The organism is Methylobacterium sp. Leaf456 (assembly GCF_001425465.1).
In the GTDB taxonomy this organism is placed as follows: domain Bacteria; phylum Pseudomonadota; class Alphaproteobacteria; order Rhizobiales; family Beijerinckiaceae; genus Methylobacterium.
The window spans coordinates 477831-495982 of sequence record NZ_LMQV01000001.1; the positions used below are offsets into that span (position 1 = coordinate 477831).

An 18152-nucleotide genomic window follows, 5' to 3' on the forward strand; every position below is an offset into this window, starting at 1 on the left:
TTTAGAGGGTGCCCTTGGTGGAGGGAACGCGCCCGTCCTCGCGCGGATCGACCGCCACGGCCTTCCGCAAGGCGCGGGCCAGCCCCTTGAACAGGCTCTCGGCGATGTGGTGGGCGTTCTCGCCGTAGAGCGTCTCGACGTGCAGCGTAATCCCGGCGTTCATCGCGAAGGCCTGGAAGAACTCGCGCACCAACTCGGTGTCGAACTGCCCGATCTTTTCCACGCGGAACGTCGTGCGGAATACGAGGAACGGGCGGCCGGAGATGTCGATGGCGACCCGGCTCAAGGTCTCGTCCATCGGCAGGTGGATGTCGGCGTAGCGCCTGATCCCGCGCTTATCGCCGAGCGCCCGCGCGAAAGCCTGGCCGAGCGCGATGCCGGCATCCTCGGTGGTGTGGTGCTGATCGACATGGAGGTCGCCGGTCACCTTGATCTCGGCGTCGAACAGGGCGTGGCGCGCGAACAGCTCCAGCATGTGGTCGAGGAAACCCACCCCCGTGGCGATCGCGGCCTTGCCGGTGCCGTCGAGGTCGAGCGAGACGGAGACGTCGGTCTCCGCCGTGCGGCGGCTGATGCTGGCGTTGCGCATCTGAGTGTCGAGACTGCCCTGATATCGTCGGCGGCCGGTTCGCCCCGCCCGCGCCCGCCTTGTAGTGTGGTTCCCCTCCCGGGGGAAAGGGTGTCGGCGTCATGCCGGCTCGAAGGCGGCGCGTCATCGCCCGGTCATGCGGCGGCGCGAGGTTTTGCCGTCATCGTTCCAAAGGAGGCCGCCATGCTGTCCCGCCGTACCGTGCTCGCCGGCAGCGCCGCGCTGCTGGCCGGCCCCGCGGGTGCGCAAAGCCTGCCGCTGCGCTTCGGCGTGATCGCCGATCCGCAATATGCCGACGTGCCCGCCAACACAGCGATGGGCCGCTACTACGCCGACAGCCTCGACAAGCTTTCCGCCGCCATCGAGACCCTGAATGCGCAGGACCTTCGCTTCGTCGTGACGCTCGGCGACGTGATCGACCGCGATTTCGCGAGCTACGAGCGCATCCTGCCGCTTTATCGGAAGCTCAGGCACGAAACCCGCTTCGTGCTCGGCAACCACGATTTCGAGGTCGCCGCCGCGCATCTCGGGCAGGTGGTCGGGCGGCTCGGCATGCCGGGGCCGTATTACGATTTCGCGGTCGAGGGCGTGCGCTTCGTCGTGCTCGACGGCAACGACGTGTCGCTGTTCGCCCCACCTCAGGGCGACCCGCGCTGGCAACTGGCGCAGGAGCGGCTGGCGGCGGCCAAGGCCGCGGGCCTGCCCAACGCCAAGCCCTGGAACGGCTCGCTCGGGGATGCGCAACGGGCGTGGCTGGAGCGGAGGCTGGCAGCGGCGCGGAACGCGGGCGAGCGCGTCGTCGTGCTGAACCACTATCCGGTCCTGCCGGACAACCCGCACAACCTCTGGGACGCGAACGAGATCGCCGCTCTTCTCGCCCGCTCTCCCCACGTCGTCGCCTACTTCAACGGCCACAACCACGCGGGCAATTACGGTGAGACCCACGGCATTCATTTCGTGAATTTCTGCGGGATGGTGGACACGCCGGACACCTCCGCCTTCGCCGTCGTGGAAATCTCGGGTGATCGATTGGACATCCGCGGCTACGGTCGGGAGCCGAGCCGCGCGCTGCCGCTGCGCGCGGCCTGATTCTTCACGCCCGAACCGACGGAGTGATCGACCCTCATGCGACGCCTCGCCCTGACCGCCCTCCTCGCCTGCGCGGCGAGCCCAGCCGCGGCCGCCTTCCCCTGCGACGAACTGTGGGGCGAGCGCAACGCGATCTACAAGGATGCGGGCTACTGCTTCCGCACCGACCGGGCGATCCGCGCCTTCGGCAATGCGGGTTGCAAGTACGACGACCTTGCCGACGTGCCGCTCTCGGCCCGCCAGCGCGCCGACATCGCCGACATCCAGCGTCAGGAGCGGGAGAAAGGCTGCCCGCGGTGATCGCGGCGTGATGCCGATCGGCCCCGCGAATGCGGGGCGGCGTCCGTCCGCCGGGCGCACGGACGCCTGTCCGTCCAACTCGGTGAGAACGTCCACATCAGTCGAGGCGATCCGTCAGCGCTGCCGGCCTGCGGCCCTTGACCGGAGCGCCGCCCCTGCGCAGGGTCCGCTGAGCCGGCATCCGATCCTTTGATGCCGCAGCGGACGGGCCCAAGCGCCGGACTCGATGAAGACCTTCACCCTCGACGACCTCGCCGCCCTGGTGGACAGCCGGGCCGGCCAGCCTCCCGACACCTCCTACACAGCGAAACTCCTCGCCGACGGGCCGGCCAAGGCGGCCAAGAAGCTCGGCGAGGAGGCGGTCGAGGCGGCCATCGCCGCGGTGCAGGGCGACCGCAAGGCCCTCACCTCGGAGGCCGCGGACGTGCTCTATCACCTGATCGTGACGCTGAAGGCCGTGGACGTGCCGCTCGCCGACGTGATGGCGGAACTCGGCCGGCGGACAGTGCAGAGCGGGCTGGCCGAGAAGGCGGCGCGGAGGCACACGTGATCGGCGCCCCGATCCCGTCGGCCGGGATCGAGGCCGCGGAGCGGCAGAACCCGGTGACCGGAGAAGGGCCGGGCCGCCTCTCCCCCTACCGGATCTTCTCGCGCGAGGAGTGGGCGCACCTGCGCGCCGACGCGCCGCTGACGCTGACCGCCGAGGATATCGGCCGGCTGCAATCGCTCAACGATCCGATCTCGATCGAGGAGGTCGTGGCGATCTACCTGCCGCTGTCACGCCTGCTCTCGCTCTACGTCGCGGCCACCCAGGGCCTGTTCAAGGCGACCCAGCGCTTCCTGCTCGCCGAGCGCGAGGCCAAGGTGCCCTACATCATCGGGCTCGCGGGTTCGGTCGCCGTCGGCAAATCGACCACGGCGCGGGTGCTGAAGGCCCTGCTCGCCCGCTGGCCCAACACCCCGAAGGTCGATCTCATCACCACCGACGGGTTCCTGCATCCGAACGCCGAGCTTCAGCGCATGGGCGCGATGGAGCGCAAAGGTTTTCCGGAGAGCTACGACAGCGCCGCCCTGCTGCGCTTCCTCGCCGACATCAAGGCGGGGCATCGGCGGGTGGCGGCGCCGGTCTATTCCCACCTCGTCTACGACGTGGTGCCCGGCGAGGAGCAGGTGATCGAATCGCCCGACATCCTCATCGTCGAGGGGCTGAACGTGCTCCAGCCCGCCCGCCTGCCGCGGGACGGCACGGCGATCCCGTTCGTGTCCGACTTCTTCGATTTCTCGATCTATCTCGACGGCCACGAGGACGACCTGCACCGCTGGTACGTCAACCGCTTCCTGCGGCTGCGCCAGACCGCCTTCCGCGATCCCCTCTCCTACTTCCGCAAATACGCCGAGGTCGGCGAGGCGGAGGCCCTGGAGATCGCCGACCGGCTCTGGACCACGATCAACCTGCCGAACCTGCGCGACAACATCCTGCCGACCCGCCAGCGGGCGAGCCTGATCCTCGCCAAGGGCGCGAGCCACCGGATCGAGAGCGTGGCGCTCCGCCGGCTGTGACGGCTGGCGCGCCATCACACATCGTCAATCACTGTGCCCTACAAACCGGGGTAGAACGACGCCGACATCAGTGATTGGCCCGAGATCATGTTCGCGTGGCTGCCGTCCATCTACAAGCGCTTCACCGTCCCGACCCGGCGCCGGGCGAAGAAGGCGTATTCGAAGACGCTGCTTCCGGCGATCATCCGCGTCGGCAAGTCCCAATACCCCTGCGACGTGGTGGACGGCCTGAGCGACAAGACCCTGGTCGAGCTGCGCCGCGCCGAGATCAACGTCCTGCCGGAGCGGATCGAGCTGCGACTGGCCGACGAGATCACCTTCCGCTGGGCGCAAGTGCGCTGGCACCACAACAACCACGTCAGCATCACGCCGATCACCCGCTGGGGCATCGCCGCCGGCAAGTGAGGCCGCGAAGCGTGATCGCGCTCTCGGGCAGTGTCTGTGATGTATCGAGAAAACCGACGCACCGTATCCCGGTCGTCGCAGGCACCCTCTCGTCAGTCTTGATCGACTAAAGAGAGTGGTGCGGCCAAGAGGACTCGAACCTCCACCCCTCGCGGGACTAGCACCTCAAGCTAGCGCGTCTACCAATTCCGCCATGGCCGCCCTTGCCGCCGGTCCGTCGGAGCGGGCCGGCATTTCGTCTGGGCGGCGCAGCGAATAACAGAAGCTTGGGGGGCGCACAAGCGCCCGGTCGCCTCTTTCTCGCGCGTCACCCCCGGCGCCCTCAGAGCGCCGGTCCGGTCTCCTCCAAGAGGGGGACCGCGCCCTCGCCGATCGTCACGCCCGCGGTGCGCACCACCTCGGCCTTGCGGATCAGCTCGGTCACCTCCACCGAGATGCGGTTGCCCGTCACCACGATCTGCCCGCGGGCGATCGGGTGGTCGTTGGCGAGGATTTCGACCATGTCGGTGTCGGTGGAGTCGAGTTCGATCACCGCGCCGCGGCCCATGCGCAGCAGCATGTGCAGCGGCATGTGGCTGCGCCCCAGCACGACCTTGAGATCGACCTTCAGTTCGTCCAGGACCGCCACGCGCGCATGCTCCGTCGCTACCGCTCGGGGAATCCTTCGCGAGGGATGGTGAAGCCTTGGTAAACGACGCCCCGCTTTCTCAAGCCTCCCGGCTCGCCACGGCGCCCGCCGCCTTCCTGCCGCGGGCGGGCGTCCCGCCGGTGGCATGGCGCGTCTCGGACGCGCTGGTGCCCTACGAGGAGGCGCTCGCCTTCATGGAGGCGCGGGCCTCGGCCATCGCCCGCGGCGAGGCGGACGAGTTGGTGTGGCTGTTGGAACACCCGCCGCTCTACACGGCCGGCACCTCGGCGAAGGCCGCCGACCTCGTGGAGCCGGAGCGCTTCCCGGTCCATGCCACGGGTAGGGGCGGGCAATACACCTATCACGGGCCGGGCCAGCGCATCGCCTACGTGATGCTCGACCTCAACCGACGCCGGCCCGATCTGCGGGCCTACGTGGCGAGCCTGGAGGCGTGGCTGATCGCGACCCTCGACGCCTTCAACGTCCGCGCCGAGCGGCGCGAGGACCGCGTCGGCGTCTGGGTGCGCCGGCCCGAGAAGGGCGCCACCGTCGAGGATAAGATCGCGGCGATCGGCATCCGGGTGCGGCGCTGGGTGAGCCAGCACGGCCTCAGTCTCAACGTGGAGCCGGACCTGTCGCACTTCTCTGGCATCGTCCCCTGCGGCGTGCGCCAGCACGGCGTCACCAGCCTCGCCGACCTCGGCCGCATCGTCAGCCTGCCCGAAGTCGACATGGCGCTCCGGGCGGCCTTCGAGCCGATCTTCGGTGAGACGCGCGACGAGGGGTGAGTCCGGGGTTCCCAAAGGACGAGTCCTTTGGCGGGGCACCGGGGCAGAGCCCCGGTTTCCCTTCAAACCAGGGCACCGCCCTGGACCCGCGAAAGGACTCGTCCTTTCGAAACCGGGATTCAGGCGTCGGCGGTGGCCGGCGGCAGCGTCGCGACCGGCGGTAGGGCCGGGGTTGCGCGGCGGAGGCGCAGGGCGAGCCGCAGTGCCGGCAGGATCAGGCGGGCGAAGCGAATCTGGCCCGGTAGCTGCCGCGGCATCAGCGGGCGGTAGGCCAGCCGCGGGCTCGCGCGGTCCACCGCGGCGACGATCTCGCCGACCCGCGGCAGCGCCGCGATGCGGCGGGCCTCCGACTCGGGAATTCCGAGGTTGCGCGCCCAGGCGAGGTCGTGCGCCAGACGCCCCTGCCCGTGCAGACGGCGCAGGCGGGCGCGCCACGCGTAGCGGTGCAACGCGCGCGGCACCGCCTCCATCCGGGCGTCGCACAGCGCGTCCGGCTCCTCGCAGCGTGAGCGGATCGTGTCGGCGACGCCGCCCGGCGCCCGGCCGGTGAGGCGGGCGGAAATCCACACCATCACGGCCCGGTCGTGGCGCACCCGGAACCCTCGCTCCAGCAGCGCGGCGACGAAGGCGCCGTCCTCGCCGAGCGGGATCTCCGGCATCCCGCCGACCGCCTCGTAGGCCGCGCGGCGCACACTGAGCGACGCCCCGATGGTGGTGCGGTGGCACGGCCAAGGGTCGGACGGGTCGGGATCGATCCGTGCCTCCATCTCGGTGATGAGCGCGTCGTAGGTGTCCTCCAGCTTGCCGCGCGCCGGCAGCGAGGGCGGCAGCAGCGCCGCCTCCTCCGGGATCAGCTCGACCCGGCCCGCGACCGCGTCGGCGCCCGCGTCCAGCGCGGCAAGGTTGGCCGCGACCCAGTCCGGCGGCACCCGGCTGTCGGCGTCGGTGGTGAGCAGCGTGCCGGCCGCGCCCGCCTCGTCGAGCCACGCGGCGCCCGCATCCATCGCGGCCCGGCGTGCCCAGCCGGCATGGGCGCCTGCATACGTCTTCTCGATCACCCGCACCGGGATCGACATCGAGGCAATGAGATCGGCGACGATCAGGGGCGTGCCGTCGGTGCAGTTGTTGAGGAACAGCACGAGCCCGAGTCGGCCCGGCGCGAGCCCGGCCTGTGCATCGATCGCCCGCAGGCAGGCCGCGATCCGCTCGGCCTCGTTGCGGACGGGCACGGCGATGACGGTGTCGAGAGGGGACGGCACGGCCAAGGACTCCGAGGAAACGGGTAGGCCTCCGATTCGAAGGCCGCGCCGCCCTTGTAGCCACGCTCGATGAACCGACGCTGAGGGACTTTGCCGCGGAAACACCGGCTGCGACCCCCGGTTTCACAAGTAGCCCCCACTTCTCACGACGATCCCCTTGCCGATCCACATTCCTCCCTTTTAGCCGCGCCGCCTCCGGCGACGGGCCGCCAGGATGCGCCTCATGATCCTCCTCTACGGCGCCGTCCTGATCGCGGGCATCGCCAACGCGATCCAGCCCGGGCAGACCACCCAACTCGCCAAGGCGCTGGGCCAGCCCTTCACCGCCGGGCTCGTCTCGATGTTCGTCGGCACCCTCGGCATGTTCGCGGTCGGCCTGCTGTCCGGGCATCTCTCGGTGCCGAGCCTGCAGCAGGCGGGGCAGGCGCCGTGGTGGGCCTGGCTCGGCGGACTCGTCGGCGTCGGCCTGCTGATCGCGCAGCTCTTCGTGGCGCAGAGGATCGGGGCGGCGCCGTTCCTCGGCCTGCTCGTGACCGCGGGCGTCGTCACCTCGATCGCTCTCGACCATTTCGGCCTCGTCGGCTTCGACGTTCACGCCGCCGGCCCGATGCGGTTGTTCGGCGGTGCCCTGATGATCGCGGGCGTCACCTTCGTCGCCCTGTCCTGAGCCGGGGATACGCGGACGGCTGCCTCGTGCGGCCGTCCTCGGCTATGACGGGGCATGGCTCTGTTTCGCGGCTTGTCCGCCTTCCCGCTCACCCCGACCGGTGCGGACGGCACCGTCCAGGGGCCCCTGCTCGGCCGCCTCGTCGACCGCATCGTCGAGGCCGGTGCCGACAGCATCGGTCTGCTCGGCAGCACCGGCGGCTATGCCTACCTGTCCCGCGCGCAGCGGCGGGAGGCCGTGCGGGTGGCGGTCGAGGCGGCTGGCGGGCGGGTGCCGGTCATCGTCGGCGTCGGGGCGCTCCGCACGGACGCGGCGATCGGGCTCGCCGAGGACGCCAGGGCGGCCGGCGCGGACGGTCTGCTGCTGGCGCCCATGTCCTACACCCCGCTGACGGAAGAGGAGGTGTTTTGCCACTTCGCGGCGGTGGTTGAGGCCGGCAGCCTGCCGCTCTGCATCTACAACAATCCGGGCACGACGCATTTCGCCTTCACGGACGCGCTGATCGCCCGGCTGGCAGGCCTTCCCCCCATCGCCGCCGTCAAGATGCCGCTCCCGGCCGACGGCGACACGACCGGCGAGCTGGCCCGCCTGCGCGCGCAGGCGCCGGAGGTGTTCGCGATCGGCTACAGCGGGGATTGGGGCGCGGCCGACGCGCTGCTGGCCGGCGCGGATGCCTGGTACAGCGTGGCCGCCGGGCTGGTCCCGGCCCCCGCCCTTGCGCTCGCGCGGGCGGCGCAAGCCGGGGACCGGGCCGAGGTCGCGCGGATCGACGCCGCGTTCGGGCCGCTCTGGGCGCTGTTTCGCGCGTTCGGCAGCTTCCGCGTCATGTACGGGATGGCCGAGGTGCAGGGCCTCGGCCCGGTCGCGCCGCCCCGGCCGATCCTGCCCTTGGCCGAAGCGGACCACCGCCGGATCGAGGCGGCCTTGCAGCGGCTCGACGGCATCGCGACCCGATGAATCATGCTTAATCGCCTGTTAACGCCCCCCCGCCATTCATCGGTCCCACGTCGCGTCCTCACGCGGGGTTGAACGGACCGATTCGATCACGGTGTCGCGATCGGACGAGTCCGGGTCCCCTGCCCTGCTCCATCCGCCGGAAGATCGATCCGTGACCAGCCTGCTGACCAACATCTCCGCCATGACGGCGCTGACGACGCTGAAGGGCATCAACAATCAGCTCGACGCGACCTCCAACCGGGTCTCGACCGGCCAGCGCGTCTCGGCGGCGGCCGACAACGCCGCCTATTGGTCGATCGCCACCACGGTGCGCACCGACAACGCCTCGCTCTCGGCGGTGAAGGATTCGCTGGGTCTCGGCTCCTCGGCGGTCGACACCGCCTATAACGGACTGAACTCGGTGCTTGCCGACCTCCAGAACCTGCGCGCCAAGCTGCAGACGGCGCTCCAGCCTGGCATCGACCGCGCCAAGGTGCAGGTCGAGATCGACGCGATCCAGGACAAGATGAAGGCGACGGCCGATTCCTCGATCTCGTCCGGCCAGAACTGGCTCTCGGTCGATTCCTCGCCGAGCAACGGCATCTACCGGGCGACGCAGAGCGTGGTCGCGGGCTTCTCCCGCACCGCCTCCGGCACCGTGACCTTCTCGATGATCGGCGTCGATGTGAACGCGATCAAGCTCTACGACGTGAACGCCTCCAGCATCACCACGGCGGCGACCTCGGCCCAGATCTTCGGCTCCACCTCGCTCACCGGCACCACCGCCTTCGCGGGTGGCACCGCGAACTTCAACACCACCAACGAAGTCGCCTTCTCGCTGACGCTCGGCGACGGCTCGACCGGCACGATCCGCCTCAACCGCACGGCGCTCGCCTCCGCCGCAGTCGATCTCACCAAGGTGACGACGCAGGAATTCCTCGACGCGATCAACAACCAGATCGCCTCCGACACCGACGCCGCCCCACTCGCCGGCAAGATCACCGCCGGCCTCGACTCCTCCGGGCGGCTGACCTTCACCACCGCCGCCACCGACGCCGCCGCGCTGGTCACGATCCAGAACGTGGCGCCGAGCGCGGGCAACACCCTGGTCGATGTCGGCTACGGCACCGGCGTCGCGGGCACCGACGCGCGCACCGGCCGGGGCTCGGCCGCCGGCACCACGGCGGGCAAGGGCATCCTCGACACCGCCGACGGCGGCACCGGCGTGTCGGTCGCCACCATCGACATCTCGACCCTGTCGGGCACCACGGGCGACGCCACCCTTCGGGCGATCGTCACCCAGGTCGAGAAGGTCATCGCCAAGGTGACGGATGCCGGCACCAAGCTCGGCGCCAACAAGACCCAGATCGACGGCCAGAAGACCTTCGTCGACACCCTGATGAAGGCCAACGACCGCACCATCGGCATCCTGGTCGATGCCGACATCGAGGAGGAATCGACCAAGCTGAAGGCGCTGCAAACGCAGCAGCAGCTCGCGGTTCAGGCGCTGTCGATCGCCAATTCCAGCGGCCAGAACATCATGTCGCTGTTCCGCTCCTAATTTTATCGCCCGCGCCGCCCCGCTCGGAGGCGCGGGCCCATCGCTCGCGCGAAGCGCGACCGCTTAAAGGACCGGCGCGGGACGCGAGAAACTCGTTTCCATTTATGCGGGGCGTTTGTCCGGGCCCTGCGGCATTCCGGTTGCACTTGCGGCCCGCGAATCCCTGTGACTATCGTGCGCTCGCGTCCCGGCCCCGGTGCCGGGCTGCCCGCCGCTCGGTGGTTCTTCCCGGCCTTCCGGCCCTGGCCGGCCTCATCGCTCGGACGCTGCCCGCGTGTCGCTCGCATCCCTCTTCGAACCCGGCCACGGCACCGCCGGTGAGCAGGTCCAGGCCATTCTCCAGGCGGTGCGCCGCCATCTAGCGATGGATGTCGGCTTCGTCTCCGAGTTCATCAGCGGTCGCCGGGTCTTCCGCTTCACCGACGGGCAAACCTCCCGCAATCCGGTCTCCGTCGGCGCCTCCGACCTGTTGGAAAAGAGCTTCTGCTACTACGTCGCCCGCGGCATGATGCCGGAGCTGATGCACGACGCCCGCGAGGACCCGATCGCGGCGGATCTGCCGGTCACCCGCGATCTGCCGGTGGGGGCCCATCTCAGCGTCCCCCTGCGCCATGCCGACGGGACGACCTACGGCTCCGTCTGCTGCTTCAGCTTCAACCCCGACCGCTCCCTGACCACCCGCGATCTCGGCTTGCTGCGGCTCTGCGCCGACCTCGTCGGCGCGATCCTTCACCGGGAACGCCGCACCGTTACCGAGCGGGACGAGCGGCGCGCCCGCGTCGAGGCGGTGATCGCTTCCAAGGGGATCGAGATCGCCTACCAGCCGATCTTCTCGCTCGGCGAGGGCCGGCTGAAGGCGTTCGAGGCCCTGTCCCGCTTCGCCGCCGAGCCCCGCCGCGGGCCGGACCTGTGGTTCGCCGAGGCCGCCGAGGTCGGGCTCGGCGAAGAGCTGGAATTCCTCGCCGTCGACCGGGCACTGGCGGGGCTCGATGCCCTCGCTCCGTCGCTGACCCTCACGGTCAACCTCTCGCCCGCGGCGATCATGAGCCCGCGCCTGCCCGCCGTCTTCGCCGGGGCGCCGCTGGAGCGCGTCGTCGTCGAGCTGACCGAGCATGTCGGCGTCGAGTCCTACGAGGCCCTGCGCCAGGCGCTCGCACCTTTGCGGGCGCGGGGTTTGAGGCTCGCCATCGACGATGTCGGGGCGGGGCACGCGACCTTCCGCCACGTGCTCGATCTCGCACCCGAATACATCAAGCTCGACATGAGCCTGATCCGCGGCATCGACCGCGACGCCGCCCGCCGCGCGCTGGCCGAATCGATCACCACCTACGGCCGCCGCACCGGCTGCGACGTGGTGGCCGAGGGCATCGAGACCGAGGCCGAGTTCGCCGCTTTGCGCGACCTCGGCATCACCTGCGCCCAGGGCTACCTGCTCGGGCGGCCCGTGCCGCTCGCCGAAGCCCTGCGGATGCCGCTCGCTGCGAGCTTTCCCGACGCGGCGCCCTGAGCGGGGCGCAAGGCCGGGCCGGCGATGTGTGCCCGCGCCCTTTCGAAACCGGATTTGGAGGATTACTAAAGGGTTCCTCCTGACCGGATGCCCCCTCCCCGTAGCCGCCCGGCGACCCGGTGGGCCGTTCTCCGGGCGGGGCCCGCAAACCGTCAGACACGTCTCGCCATGACCGCGCCGCGCACACTCTACGACAAGATCTGGGACGACCACGTCGTCGATGTTCAGCCGGACGGCTCCGCCCTCCTCTACATCGACCGCCACCTCGTCCACGAGGTGACGAGCCCGCAGGCCTTCGAGGGGCTGCGCGTCGCCGGCCGCAGGGTGCGTGCCCCGCACAAGACGCTGGCGGTGGTCGATCACAACGTCCAGACGTCGGATCGCTCCAAGGGCATCGAGGACCCGGAGAGCCGCACCCAGCTCGAGGCTCTGGCCGAGAACGTGCGCGACTTCGGCATCGAGTTCTACGACGCGCTCGACCGGCGCCAGGGCATCGTCCACATCATCGGGCCGGAGCAGGGCTTCACCCTGCCGGGCCAGACGATCGTCTGCGGCGATTCCCACACCTCGACCCACGGCGCCTTCGGCGCGCTCGCCCACGGCATCGGCACCTCGGAGGTCGAGCACGTGCTCGCCACCCAGACGCTGATCCAGCGCAAGGCGCGCAACATGCGCGTGACCGTCGACGGCATCCTGCCGCCGGGCGTCACCGCCAAGGACATCATCCTGGCGATCATCGGTGAGATCGGCACCGCGGGCGGCACCGGCCACGTCATCGAATACGCGGGCGAGGCGATCCGCGCCCTCTCGATGGAGGGGCGGATGACGATCTGCAACATGTCGATCGAGGGCGGGGCGCGGGCCGGCATGGTGGCCCCCGACGCCACCACCTACGCCTACGTGAAGGACCGCCCGAAGGCGCCGAAGGGCGCCGCGTTCGACGCGGCGCAGCGCTACTGGGAGAGCCTGCTGACCGACGAGGGCGCGCATTTCGACCGGGAAATCCGGCTCGATGCCGCCAACCTGCCTCCGCTGGTCTCCTGGGGCACTTCGCCTGAGGACGTCGTCTCGATCGCCGGCCTCGTGCCGGACCCCGCGACCATCGCCGACGAGAACAAGCGCCAGTCCAAGGAGAAGGCGCTCGAATACATGGGCCTGACGCCGGGCACCCGCATCACGGACCTGACGCTCGACCGGGTGTTCATCGGCTCCTGCACCAACGGCCGCATCGAGGATCTGCGCGCGGTCGCCAAGGTGGTCGAGGGCCGCAAGGTCCACGAGGGCGTGTCGGCGATGGTGGTGCCGGGCTCCGGCCTCGTGAAGGCGCAGGCCGAGGCCGAGGGGATCGACCGCATTCTGAAGGACGCGGGCTTCGACTGGCGCGAGCCGGGCTGCTCGATGTGCCTCGGCATGAACCCGGACAAGCTGCGTCCGGGCGAGCGCTGCGCCTCGACCTCGAACCGCAACTTCGAGGGCCGCCAGGGTCCGCGCGGGCGCACGCACCTCGTCTCCCCGGCGATGGCCGCAGCGGCCGCCGTCGCCGGCCGCTTCGTCGACATCCGCGACTGGCGCGGCTGAGACAGTCCGGTCCCCGGTCCGGCCGCCGCCGGACCGGCCCAGCTTTTTTCGGGGCGGCGCGAAACAGCGATTGACGCCCACGCCGCCGCCCCCTAAACGAACCCCATCGCCGGTCGGACACGACCCGGCGCCCAGGTGGCGGAATTGGTAGACGCGCTGGTTTCAGGTACCAGTCTTGCAAGAGGTGAAGGTTCGAGTCCTTTCCTGGGCACCATCTCCTTCCTAAAGGATTGATGGACAAAGTTTATCAGCAAGGTCATAGGCTTAGAGGTGCCCGGGTAACACACACCGGTGTCACACATGCACCTTGCGATGACGCGACCGTGGAAGCATCCAAAGACCGGCGTCTACTGGCTGCGGAAGCGCGTGCCGGCCGACCTCAAGCCCTTTGTGGGCCGAGTCGAGGTAACACTCAGCCTCAAGACGAAGGACCCAGCGGAAGCCAAGCAGCGCATCTTGGCTGCCTTGGCGGAGCTGGAGGCGCGGTGGGCCAATCTGAAGGTTGGACCCCGGACGCTGTCTGAGCGGGAAGCCCATGAGTTGAGCGCGCCGGCCTACGAGCGATGGCTTGCGGCCTACCGTGAGGACCCCAGCGAGCAGAAGGTCTGGCGAACCGACCTTGCCGACCGGATGTGGGCGCCGTCGGCGCCGGTCGAGATTTCATGCTTGATGGACTTCAGGTTCGATCCGGATATGAGCCGGCTGCGTGAGCAGGAGGCATGGTGCGTGGGCGGCGCCGACGACCTCCTGGCAGCTCAGGGGCTCGTGGTCGACGAAGCCAGTCGCTTGAAGGTGGCGAAGGCGATTGCGGCAGCGATCCAGCGGGCGAGCCTGGTCTTGGCCCGTTTAGCACGGGGCGAGGTTGAAGAGCCCGTGCCCGTCGCACGCATCGCGGAGGTACCGAAGCCCGGGCTCGTGACCGGTTCCGGTGTGAAGGCGGTGCCCTTCGATAACGTCGAGAAGGGGTGGGCTGCCGAGCGGAAGCCGGCCAGGAAGACAGCCTACGAGTGGCCGCGCGTACTGAAGCAGTTTCAGGCACACCTGGGCCATGACGATGCGGCGCGGGTCACGCCGGACGACCTGATTGCCTGGAAGGCGGCGATGATCGAGGCTGGCCTGAAGGCGAAGACCATACGGGACGCGAAGATCGCCCCGGTGCGAGCGATCTTGCAGTGGGCCGTGGATAACCGACTGCTGTCCTCAAACCCCGCTCAGAAGGTCGGCATCCAGGTCAAAACGAGAGCGTCGGAGGCGCGTCGCGGCTTCACCGACGAGGAAGCAAAAACCATCCTGCGGGCGGCGGCGAAGGAAACGGACACCGCCCTTCGTTGGGTGCCCTTGTTGTGTGCATACTCCGGTGCTCGGGTCGCTGAGGCTTGCCAGCTCCGTGCTGAGGACATCGTGAGCCTGGACGGGATCAAGGCCCTGCGCTTCACAGAGGAAGCGGGGCCTTTGAAGACCGCGAGTTCCGAGCGGATTGTGCCGGTCCACCCGGCCGTCATTGAGGCTGGTTTCCTGACGTTCGTTGAGTTGGTGTCGTCCGGACCTCTGTTCCCGACCCTGAAGCCTGACAAGTTTGGCAGCCGCGGCGGGACCGGGACGAAGGTGATCGGCCCCTGGGTGCGCGGCCTCGGGCTGACTGACGAAAGGCTTGCTCCCAACCACTCCTGGCGCCACCGCTTCAAGACCTTGGGCCGGCGGCACGGTCTCGCCGGTGACATGGTGGACGCCATCGTAGGCCATGCGAAGCGCACTGTGGGTGACGGGTACGGCGAGTTCCCGATGCCGGCGCTGCACCGGGAGCTGTCGAAAATTCCGGCGCTCGTTGTTGATTGACGGGTGTCCCTATCGGAGCGGGCGGGCACCGCGGTCGTAGAGGTAGACGGTGACCGGGGAGCCTCAGCGGCTTTCGGCTTGCGGCCCCGCCACCCCGCACCCTGGTGTCGTAGGCCTCGCTCACGTGGAAGCCGTTTTGATGCCGGTGCGGCTCGTCGAGATCAATGTATGGTGTGCCCTTTGCCTGCTCGGCGCAGGGCCGCGGACCCACAGCTTTCCAGGGACTGCTAAGGGTGGTGAGCAGTCATTGGCGGGGCGCCGAACAGCGGACATCAGCCATAGTGGTCTCTAGCATTCGCGTAGGAGCAACTTGCCGAGCCAACAATGTCCAAACGCAAAACGGCCCCACCTGAGCAGGGCCGTCGCTGTCAATTAGATCAATGCGCGAGGTGGCAAGCCTCAAGCCTGCCGACGATCCGCCAGATTGATCACACCGACTGTCTTGCCCGGCGCAATCCAGCGCGGCAGCGCCGGCCCGGCAAGCTCGACCCGGAGGAAGAACGAGCCCTTGCAGCCGGCCCATAGTGCGGCGGGGAGCGCTGCGCATCCGTCTGTCCAGCGCACGCCATCATCCTCCGGATGGAAGCCTTGACCGAAGCGAGCGTCATCGAGCGCAACTTCACGAGCGCCGGTAAGGCCGTCGTCAATGGTCAAGACGGCCAACGCTACGCCGAGGTGGCGATCGTCTGACGAGCCCGGCACGACATGGGCCGGGACGCTCGTCTCCGAGATGAGTCGAACGTTGCGGACGGCGGCTGGAACGACGAAGCGGGCGGTCAGACCCTGCACGTCAGGGCGGATCGTGCGGCCGTCAGCGACGACGTACAGCCCGGCGAAGGTTTCCTCGACCTTGCGCCATCCCAGCGCCACGGCGTGATCCTGAAGCCGCGCTCGCGCCAGATCGACCAGTGGGCCAGCCTCGTGGAACGGGCGGCAGAACGGCAGCGGGCCTTCCGGCCGGGCGTCGGGGACGGCCAACAGGTCGGTCGCCTCGGCGTTGGTGAAGAAACGGCGGTTGCCGCAGTCGAGGTAGCTCTCGGCCGGCAGCCCTTCGGCGAGCAGGATGTCGTGGCTGTCGAGTTCGACGTGCAGGTACGTCACCTCGTCCCGCTCCACCTGAGTAATCGTGGTGCCGTTGACGAGGCGGATGGCCGGGATCAGCACCTCGCCCAGCACATCGACGGCGAGGGCGTGACCGGGGGAGACGAACAGGTCGCGGGCCGGGCGCCCCTCACCAAAGGCGTGCGCGGTGATCCGGATCGGCAGGAGGTCGGTGCGTCCGTGGCACTTGAGCGTGCGGTACCCAACCCACTTGATCGGACGATGCTCGCCGGAGGCGGTGATCACCGGCTCGCCTGCGCGCAGCAATTCGATCGGCACGTTGCCGCGGCTCGTGCGGATCAGAGTGCCACTGGTGAAACAGACGGCAAAGGTGGCTTGGCCGTTGCCCGAGCGCACGCCGCTTTGTGTCGAAGCGGTATCGCGCACACTTCCGTAGCCGCTGTTCACGAAAGAGCTACCGCCATATCCAGCGCCAGAGCCACCGGTGTATCCGCCGCCGCCGCCGCCGCCGCCGAAGCTGCCGTCTTTGTAACCGCCACCGCCGCCACCGCCGCCGTAGCCACCAGCACCGCTACGGTAGCCAGCGTCGCCGCCGGCATAGCTTCCGGTGCGGTTCTGGCCACCGCCTGCGGTGTTGCTAGAGTTTCCGCCCGGCCCCTTGTACCCAGAGCCGCCACCAGCGTTGACGCCGGAACCGCCGTTGCCGTTGCCCTGCGCCGTCGTGCCGTCGGTACCGGCATCGCCATACCCGCCGCCGCCGCCGCCGGCTGCCAGCAGCAGCTTGTAGGTGCCGCTGCCAGCGCCGTTGCCCGTCCCAGCGCCATCGATGAACACAAAGGTCCCGCCGCCGCCGCCGCCGGAATAAAACCCGTTACCACCCTGGCCGCCGACTACGAACTTCAGGTGCTGGCCCGCCGTCAGGTTGAAGCTCGCGCCCATGCTCGCGCCCAGGCCGCCGATACCACCGGCGGCGGAACCGCTGCCGCCCTGCGCGCCGAGGGCAACGATGTTGTAGGTGCCCGTCTGCGTGATGGTGAGGTACTGCGCCCCACCCGTGAAATCCAAAATCGCCATGCCGCTCGCCCCCTTCGTGCCGTAGGCTGCCGTTCTTATCGGCGCTCGCTCATGTTCCGTGTGTTCCGGTCGCCGCAATCCGGTCGCGGCGCCCCCTTTGTGCGCTCAGTTCACCTTGCTCAGTTCACCTGCGTCGGTGCCGGCGTGTCCGCGTCCGTGCCCACGCCCACCGCGCGCTTGTTGAAGGCCGGGTCGCGCCAGATGCTGGCGCCCTCCCAGCGCGCCCATAAGTCCGGGGGCAGGATGCTGGCCCGCTCCTCGCGCCGCGCCAGCGGGCGCACCGTGTGCAGGCCCGGCGTGCCGATCCGCGCGTCGAACTCGGTGGCGTCGAAACGGATGTTCTCTACGTCGTGGACGAAGCGCGGCAGACCGCAGAAGGCGTAGACCGCATCGAGCGCAGCCTGGGGGTGCTCGGCCAGCGTGTCGTAGGGCAGCAGCAGCAGGCGCCCGGACTGGTCGCCGTGCATGGCCTGCTTCATGGCGTTGAGCGGATAGCCGATCAGCCCGCCGGGCCCCATCATCGCTTCGGCGCGCGAATACACCGTGCCGTCGGTGTCGAAGTTGAAGATGCCGGACAGCTGGAAGACGTTGCGCCGTAGCAGCCGCTCGATGCTGTCGATGATCCAGGGGACGTGGCGCACGCAGCAGATCACGCGGCACTCTGGGAACAGCTGGGCGAGCAGATCGAGACGCCCGGTCCAGGCCCGGTTGGTGTCGAAGACGGTCGTGCCGGGCGCCGCAGCGTGGTGGTAGGCATCGAACACGCCGCGCAGCAGGGCCTCGCGCTGGGCATCGTCGACGAACACGGAGGTCTCGTTCGACTGGCTGACGGCCTTGAGCGTGGCGGATACGAGCGATGTGACCGGGCTGCTGATACCGGCAGAGACGGCCGGGTTCTGTCGCAGCAGGGCCGCGAGCAGGGTCGAGCCGGCCCGCGGCAGGCCGGAGATGAAGTGGTACTGGTTCATGGGACCGAGGCGGTGGGCTAACGTGTGTTAACCGACGCTCGCAGCACCGACTCTAACCGTCCACCCCCCAAGCGACGCGGGGCGGGTTGATTCTTCATCGTCTGGGAGGAAACTCACGATTGATGAGCGACCGTGCTCGTTCAGCAACGGTTGGCCAAGACGCCGTTAAGCCGTGTCAACGGAGCTGCATCGCCCTAACAAGCCGGTGCAATGCGATTGGCGCGTCGCTCCGGAAACGATGCCTCGAAGGTCACGACAATGCGACCGCCGAGGGCGGCCATCGCCTTGTCCGTCTCGTCGAGCCGGGGGCCGTGGTCCGGGTCGAGGATGCGCCGCACCCCCCCC

At 69.2% G+C, this 18152-nt stretch carries 17 protein-coding genes and 2 tRNA genes; 13 read left to right on the top strand and 6 right to left on the bottom strand.

The features are described 5' to 3' along the window. Position 1: 1 nt before the first annotated feature. Positions 2-589 (bottom strand): imidazoleglycerol-phosphate dehydratase HisB, encoded by a 588-nt coding sequence (hisB, locus tag ASG52_RS02070; RefSeq protein WP_056238291.1) that lies wholly within the window; start codon positions 587-589, stop codon positions 2-4. A 183-nt stretch (positions 590-772) separates the two neighbouring features. Here hisB and ASG52_RS02075 point away from each other — a divergent pair, with 183 nt between their 5' ends. The 5 genes from ASG52_RS02075 (at position 773) to ASG52_RS02095 (ending at position 3943) form a co-directional block, all read left to right on the top strand. After that, a complete protein-coding gene (locus tag ASG52_RS02075; protein WP_056238296.1) occupies positions 773-1678 on the top strand; it encodes a metallophosphoesterase in 906 nt (301 codons plus the stop codon). A 36-nt stretch (positions 1679-1714) separates the two neighbouring features. Then, entirely contained in the window at positions 1715-1978 is a 264-nt protein-coding gene (locus ASG52_RS02080) for a YARHG domain-containing protein (RefSeq protein WP_056238298.1), read from the top strand. 226 nt (positions 1979-2204) lie between these two features. After that, entirely contained in the window at positions 2205-2528 is a 324-nt protein-coding gene (locus ASG52_RS02085; RefSeq protein ID WP_056238300.1) for a phosphoribosyl-ATP diphosphatase, read from the top strand. After that, positions 2525-3538, top strand: coding sequence for a type I pantothenate kinase (gene coaA / locus ASG52_RS02090; RefSeq protein ID WP_056238303.1), 1014 nt, complete (start codon positions 2525-2527; stop codon positions 3536-3538). The genes ASG52_RS02085 and coaA overlap by 4 nt, the downstream gene beginning before the upstream one ends. 87 nt (positions 3539-3625) lie before the next feature. After that, entirely contained in the window at positions 3626-3943 is a 318-nt protein-coding gene (locus tag ASG52_RS02095; protein ID WP_056238304.1) for a hypothetical protein, read from the top strand. Positions 3944-4059: 116 nt separating this feature from the next. Here the strand turns inward: ASG52_RS02095 and ASG52_RS02100 are convergent. After that, positions 4060-4144, bottom strand: a tRNA-Leu gene (locus tag ASG52_RS02100). Positions 4145-4265: 121 nt separating this feature from the next. After that, a complete protein-coding gene (locus ASG52_RS02105; RefSeq protein WP_056238307.1) occupies positions 4266-4571 on the bottom strand; it encodes a FliM/FliN family flagellar motor switch protein in 306 nt (101 codons plus the stop codon). A gap of 56 nt (positions 4572-4627) precedes the next feature. Here ASG52_RS02105 and lipB point away from each other — a divergent pair, with 56 nt between their 5' ends. Continuing rightward, entirely contained in the window at positions 4628-5359 is a 732-nt protein-coding gene (gene lipB / locus ASG52_RS02110) for a lipoyl(octanoyl) transferase LipB (protein ID WP_056238310.1), read from the top strand. A 119-nt stretch (positions 5360-5478) separates the two neighbouring features. Here lipB and ASG52_RS02115 read toward each other — a convergent pair whose 3' ends face one another. Then, positions 5479-6618: a glycosyltransferase family 2 protein gene (locus ASG52_RS02115; protein ID WP_286158907.1), complete on the bottom strand. Its 1140-nt coding sequence runs from the start codon at positions 6616-6618 to the stop codon at positions 5479-5481. A gap of 223 nt (positions 6619-6841) precedes the next feature. Here ASG52_RS02115 and ASG52_RS02120 point away from each other — a divergent pair, with 223 nt between their 5' ends. The 7 genes from ASG52_RS02120 (at position 6842) to ASG52_RS02150 (ending at position 14703) form a co-directional block, all read left to right on the top strand. Continuing rightward, the gene (locus ASG52_RS02120) at positions 6842-7285 is read left to right on the top strand and encodes a DMT family transporter (RefSeq protein WP_056238313.1); all 444 of its coding nucleotides are present in this window, start codon (positions 6842-6844) and stop codon (positions 7283-7285) included. A gap of 54 nt (positions 7286-7339) precedes the next feature. Further along, positions 7340-8242: a dihydrodipicolinate synthase family protein gene (locus ASG52_RS02125; RefSeq protein ID WP_056238314.1), complete on the top strand. Its 903-nt coding sequence runs from the start codon at positions 7340-7342 to the stop codon at positions 8240-8242. Between the two features lie 151 nt (positions 8243-8393). Beyond that, the gene (locus tag ASG52_RS02130) at positions 8394-9782 is read left to right on the top strand and encodes a flagellin N-terminal helical domain-containing protein (RefSeq protein WP_056238317.1); all 1389 of its coding nucleotides are present in this window, start codon (positions 8394-8396) and stop codon (positions 9780-9782) included. Positions 9783-10056: 274 nt separating this feature from the next. After that, entirely contained in the window at positions 10057-11289 is a 1233-nt protein-coding gene (locus ASG52_RS02135) for a sensor domain-containing phosphodiesterase (RefSeq protein WP_056238320.1), read from the top strand. A 168-nt stretch (positions 11290-11457) separates the two neighbouring features. After that, positions 11458-12867 carry a 3-isopropylmalate dehydratase large subunit gene (gene leuC, locus ASG52_RS02140; RefSeq protein WP_056238323.1) on the top strand — a complete coding sequence of 470 codons (1410 nt, stop codon included), beginning with the start codon at positions 11458-11460 and terminating at the stop codon, positions 12865-12867. A 129-nt stretch (positions 12868-12996) separates the two neighbouring features. After that, positions 12997-13081: transfer RNA gene (locus tag ASG52_RS02145), tRNA-Leu, on the top strand. An 86-nt stretch (positions 13082-13167) separates the two neighbouring features. Further along, on the top strand, positions 13168-14703 hold the full coding sequence (locus ASG52_RS02150; protein ID WP_056238325.1) for a DUF6538 domain-containing protein: 1536 nt from the start codon (positions 13168-13170) through the stop codon (positions 14701-14703). A gap of 399 nt (positions 14704-15102) precedes the next feature. On the opposite strand, the gene ASG52_RS28120 is transcribed toward ASG52_RS02150, so the two are convergent. Then, positions 15103-16839: a Hint domain-containing protein gene (locus ASG52_RS28120; RefSeq protein ID WP_056238327.1), complete on the bottom strand. Its 1737-nt coding sequence runs from the start codon at positions 16837-16839 to the stop codon at positions 15103-15105. A 119-nt stretch (positions 16840-16958) separates the two neighbouring features. Then, positions 16959-17807, bottom strand: coding sequence for a sulfotransferase family protein (locus ASG52_RS02160; RefSeq protein WP_056238329.1), 849 nt, complete (start codon positions 17805-17807; stop codon positions 16959-16961). Positions 17808-18152 lie beyond the last annotated feature (345 nt).

What these genes read in the sequence shown, in the direction of transcription:
- leuC (WP_056238323.1), top strand. Translation starts at nt 11,458, where the DNA reads ATGACCGCGCCGCGCACACTCTACGACAAGATCTGGGACGACCACGTC.
- ASG52_RS02120 (WP_056238313.1), top strand. Translation starts at nt 6,842, where the DNA reads ATGATCCTCCTCTACGGCGCCGTCCTGATCGCGGGCATCGCCAACGCG.
- ASG52_RS02080 (WP_056238298.1), top strand. Translation starts at nt 1,715, where the DNA reads ATGCGACGCCTCGCCCTGACCGCCCTCCTCGCCTGCGCGGCGAGCCCA.
- ASG52_RS02125 (WP_056238314.1), top strand. Translation starts at nt 7,340, where the DNA reads ATGGCTCTGTTTCGCGGCTTGTCCGCCTTCCCGCTCACCCCGACCGGT.
- ASG52_RS02075 (WP_056238296.1), top strand. Translation starts at nt 773, where the DNA reads ATGCTGTCCCGCCGTACCGTGCTCGCCGGCAGCGCCGCGCTGCTGGCC.
- ASG52_RS02085 (WP_056238300.1), top strand. Translation starts at nt 2,205, where the DNA reads ATGAAGACCTTCACCCTCGACGACCTCGCCGCCCTGGTGGACAGCCGG.
- ASG52_RS02150 (WP_056238325.1), top strand. Translation starts at nt 13,168, where the DNA reads ATGCACCTTGCGATGACGCGACCGTGGAAGCATCCAAAGACCGGCGTC.
- ASG52_RS28120 (WP_056238327.1), bottom strand. Translation starts at nt 16,839, where the DNA reads ATGGCGATTTTGGATTTCACGGGTGGGGCGCAGTACCTCACCATCACG.
- ASG52_RS02095 (WP_056238304.1), top strand. Translation starts at nt 3,626, where the DNA reads ATGTTCGCGTGGCTGCCGTCCATCTACAAGCGCTTCACCGTCCCGACC.
- hisB (WP_056238291.1), bottom strand. Translation starts at nt 589, where the DNA reads ATGCGCAACGCCAGCATCAGCCGCCGCACGGCGGAGACCGACGTCTCC.
- ASG52_RS02160 (WP_056238329.1), bottom strand. Translation starts at nt 17,807, where the DNA reads ATGAACCAGTACCACTTCATCTCCGGCCTGCCGCGGGCCGGCTCGACC.